The 4,260-nt window shown below is 62.6% G+C and carries 5 protein-coding genes; 2 read left to right on the top strand and 3 right to left on the bottom strand.

From position 1 onward, the window contains the following. Together EOA29_RS27215 and EOA29_RS27210 are read right to left on the bottom strand one after the other, a co-directional pair. On the bottom strand, positions 1-571 hold a 571-nt coding region (locus tag EOA29_RS27215; RefSeq protein ID WP_189479003.1), incomplete at its 3' end, for a homocysteine S-methyltransferase family protein. A 118-nt stretch (positions 572-689) separates the two neighbouring features. Next, complete coding sequence (locus EOA29_RS27210) at positions 690-1,547, bottom strand: helix-turn-helix transcriptional regulator (protein ID WP_126093305.1); 858 nt, start codon at positions 1,545-1,547, stop codon at positions 690-692. Between the two features lie 228 nt (positions 1,548-1,775). Between EOA29_RS27210 and EOA29_RS27205 the strand changes: the two genes are divergently transcribed. Continuing rightward, positions 1,776-2,786: a fatty acid desaturase gene (locus EOA29_RS27205; RefSeq protein ID WP_126093306.1), complete on the top strand. Its 1,011-nt coding sequence runs from the start codon at positions 1,776-1,778 to the stop codon at positions 2,784-2,786. A gap of 77 nt (positions 2,787-2,863) precedes the next feature. Next, positions 2,864-3,664: a PhnD/SsuA/transferrin family substrate-binding protein gene (locus EOA29_RS27200; protein WP_126093307.1), complete on the top strand. Its 801-nt coding sequence runs from the start codon at positions 2,864-2,866 to the stop codon at positions 3,662-3,664. A gap of 110 nt (positions 3,665-3,774) precedes the next feature. On the opposite strand, the gene EOA29_RS27195 is transcribed toward EOA29_RS27200, so the two are convergent. After that, positions 3,775-4,260, bottom strand: a 486-nt coding sequence (locus tag EOA29_RS27195) for a M24 family metallopeptidase (RefSeq protein ID WP_145969818.1), incomplete at its 5' end; no start/stop codon positions are given.

Raw genomic sequence — 4,260 nt, 5'->3', positions numbered from 1 at the left:
GCCCCATCATGGTGCGGCCGGCGGTGTCGAAGGAACCGGTGTAGGTATAGGGCAGGCCGACGCGGATCGCGGCTTCCGCCGCGGCGCGGATCTCGTCCGGCGCCGACATGGTCTCGATCCAGGCGACTTCGGCGCCGCCGGCCTTGAGGCCTTCGATCTGCTCGGCAAAGGCATCGACGGCATCTTCGTAGGTCATGGCGCCGAGCGGCACCAGCAGCTCCCCCGTCGGACCGACGGAGCCGGCGACGATCACCTTGCGGCCTGCCCTGTCGGCGACGGAACGGGCGATCTCGGCGGCGCGCTTGTTAAGCTCGTAAACACGGTCCTGCGCATGATGCAGCTTCAGCCGGTGGCGGGTGCCGCCGAAGGAATTGGTCAGGATGATGTCGGCGCCGGCATCGACGAAATTCTGGTGCAGGCTGACGATGGTTTCGGGCGCTGTCTCATTGAGCAGCTCGGGCGCTTCGCCAGCCTCGAGGCCCATCGCGAACAGATTGGTGCCGGTCGCGCCATCGGCCAGCAGCACGCCCTTTTCAGCAATCAGTGCTTCGATCGGATTGGTCGCGGTCATCGCTTTGGCTTTCATGTTCGGAATTCGGATAAGGATATAAAGAAGTCTTTATATCTAGTCAATGAATTTGCGGCAGAGAGAGTGTCCGCCTTGGCGCGCCACACGAGAATGCCGGCGTTCAGACAGAGCCTGATGGGAAGGACATGCCGGCCAGCTTCTGCGTGAAGCTTGCCGCCTCATGCGCGTTGACGTCGGCGGCGCGGATCAGGTTGTCGAAATGGCTGGTCAAGGTGCGGACCGGCTGGGTGGCATTGAGCACCAGGTACATGTCGCCGACATAGATCGCGGCGCGATAGGGTCCGAAGATCGTGTAGGGGATCGAATAGCGCATGCGGCCGTCATAGAGGAACAGCCGGAAGGTCGGGTAAAGGTCATCCAGCAAGGTTGCCATGTGCAGCAATTGCCTGCGGCGCTCGGTTTCCGGGAAACGGTCCCAGACACCCAGGCCGCGCGCGAATATCTCCAGCGTATGGCGCGGCATGCAGACTTCCATGTCGGTTTCGGGCCGCCTGGTGTAGTCGATGCGGTATTGCGTTTCGCCGGCCTGCGCCTCGCGGCTCTTGTTGGTGATGCCGGCCTCGTATTCGACCAGCGCCTCGGTGCGCAGCAGGTCGGGAATGCCGGCCGGCACATAGCGGATCTTCGTCCCGGCCGCCTCGGCGTGCCATTTGGCGAGCAGCGTGCGGTCGAAGCCGTCGGGCGCCTCCTCGATCTCCAGGCTCTCGCGGATCTCGCCGGTGACGCCTTCATCCTGGCTGAGCCCCAACAGCCAGTCGAGCGACACCTTGAATTCTGCGGCGATGTTGAGAAGCGTCTCGGCACGGGGCAGGCGGGTCGAGGCCCCGGATAGCAGTTGCGAGAGCGCCGAACGGTCGATGCCGACGGCGGTCGCGAAGGCCGACTGGTTCAGATCCGAGCGTGTCAAGAGCAATTTCAGACGTTCCCGAAAGATCGTCGACAGATCCCGCTTGTCCATCATGCTGCTCCTGTACCAGGGAGGAAAAATTTGCGCCGTGGCCGATCTGATCGCGGCTCAGGCGTAAATGAATCCCCAATTCTGTTTACAATGTATAACATATGCAGCCAAAAATGCGCATTCGCAACAGTTTGTGCGCTTTGTCGCGTTGATGCAACCGCGGGCTCCTGACACAATGTTGTCAGGAATCAAACTGGTTCCGGCGACTGGAGGGCAGTGGTCGATAGCATGACTGGCATGAACAAGAGACGCAGCAGCACACCGGCCGTGGAATGGCCGACCGTATTCCTCACACTCTTCTGCTATGGCGCCTGGCTCGCCACCGGCTTCCTGCTCTGGCCGACCCATCCGCTGGTTGCCCTCGTCGCCCTGGGCTTCATATTGGCCCTGCAATCCTCGCTCATGCACGAAGTTTCGCATGGTCACCCGACCCGCAACGCCAGGATCAACGAAGCCTTCATCTTTCTTCCGATCGGCTTTGTCTGGCCGTTCCGCCGCTTCAAAACGATCCATCTTCGCCATCATGCCGACGAGCGGCTGACCGATCCGCTGGACGATCCGGAAAGCTACTACAAGGCGCTTTGGATGCATGAGGAACTGCCGCCGGCGATGAAGTTCCTGCTCAAGCTCAACAACACCATGATCGGCCGCTTCATTCTCGGCCCGTGGCTGTCGTCGATCGGCTTCTTCATCGATGACGCCAGGCAAATGGCCGCCGGCGACAAGGTGATCCGCAGGGCCTGGCTGCTGCATGCCATCGGCGTTGCCGTCGTGGTGCCGATCGTGACGTTCGGCTTCGGCATCCCGCTCTGGCTCTACATTCTGGTGCCGGTTTGGCTTGGCCAGTCGCTGATCTCCGTCCGCACCTATGCCGAGCATCAGTGGTCGGAGCACCCGGAGGGCCGCACGATCATCGTCGAGCGGTCGCCGCTGTCGTTCCTGTTCCTTAACAACAACCTGCATCTGGTGCACCACAAGAGCCCGACGGTCGCCTGGTACAGACTGCCGAAGATGTTTCGCGATCGCCGCGAGGAATGGCTGCGGATGAACAACGGCTATGTCTATCCGAATTATTTCGCGTTGCTCAAATCCTTTGCCTTCAAGGCCAAGGAGCCGGTGGTGCATCCGGTGCTGCGCCGCGCGCCGGAACCCGGCCGCGCCTTCAAGCCGCGCATCAGGGCGCGCAATGTGAGCGGCCTTGGAACGGCTCCGGTGCCGGCGGAGCCGCCCAAGGAGTGATCGCGAGTTTCCGCGACCGCTTTTCCGCCGCGGGCCGCAGGCGCCGATGGGCCGCCTGTTTTTGAAAGCTTTTCGTCATGAGTAAGTTGGTTGCGGCCTTGCCGATGTATGACTGGCCCGAGGTGCGTGGCGAAATCGACGCGCAATGGATGCGGCTCCGCGATGCCTTCCGGCAGAGGGGCATCGATGCGCCGGAGATAATGGCGCGCAGCAACCGCGACCTGCCGCCGGTGCCGGGCGGCATCCGCGACGGCGCCGGAAAGCTGATTGCACCCGACCCGGCGACATTGCCCCCGGACGAGTTCGATTTTCACCAGCTTTGGCTGAGCCCGGCGCTGCTTTTCGGGCAGACCTGCTGGGGGCCGATGGAACTCGGCCTGGCCGAGCACGTGCAAGTGATTGCCCAGCCTAACTATGATGCTTTCGAGGGCGGGCAGGGCGAGCTCTATTCCAGCGCGCTGGTGATGCTTGGCGAAGGCGGGCCGTCGGTTGCCTCGCCCGAGGATGGCAAGGCCGTCATTCCCATCGATCTCATGCGCGGCAAGCGCTTCATTTTCAACAACCCGGATTCGATGTCCGGGCTGCTGGGGCTGACGCATGACCTGGAGGCGATCGGCGAAAGTCTCGACATCTTCGCATCGCGCAGTGAAAGCGGCGGCCACCGGTCGTCGATCGTCGCCGTAGCCGAGGGCCGGGCCGATATCGCCGCCATCGATTGCCAGAGCTGGGCATTGGCGCAGCGTTTCGAACCGGCGGCGCGGCGTGTGAAGGTCGTCGGCTGGACGACAAGGCGGAAGGGCTTGCCTTTCATCACCGCAAGCACAACGCCGGCGGATGTCATTGCGTCCATGCGCGAGGCTGTCGCCTCGGTCGGCTAAAGCGCGTCGCGATCTTTCAGATTTGCTCTGTGCGCTTTACGTTTCCGATTTTACGCATGTCTTTGTCCCGAAACCGGTTGCCACTTTCAGGAGACATGCTTTAATACGGCTCAACCGCCGAGCAGTCGCTCGTCCAGCGGATAGGCCGAAAGCTTTTCATTGCCGGTTTCGGTGATCAGGATCTGATCCTCGATCTTGACGCCTTCGTGCCCGCCCAGCCGGCCGATATAGCTTTCCACACACAGCACCATGCCCGGCTCAAGCACGCCGTCGGGCGTGTCGTCAGTCCAATCGCTGGCATGCGGCAAGGTCGGGTATTCGTCAGCCAGTCCGACGCCGTGATAGAGCACGCCGTAGCGCGTCGGGAAACAGTCTCCGGGCGGGACCGCCGAACGCTCGACGAGATCGCGGAAGGAGATGCCCGGCCGCATCAGGTCGGTGTTATGGGCGATCTGGTCGGCGGAAATGCGGAACAGGTCGCGCTGCTCGTTCGACGGCCTGCCGTTGCCGCAGAGCCAGGTGCGCGAGAGGTCGGCGCAGAAGCCGTAAGGGCCGATGAGGTCGGTGTCGAAGGCGACGAGGTCGCCGTCCTCGAC

The sequence above is a fragment of the Mesorhizobium sp. M1E.F.Ca.ET.063.01.1.1 genome, from assembly GCF_003998155.1.
Taxonomy (GTDB): Bacteria; Pseudomonadota; Alphaproteobacteria; order Rhizobiales; family Rhizobiaceae; genus Mesorhizobium.
This window is presented reverse-complemented; position numbering and strand designations above follow the sequence as displayed.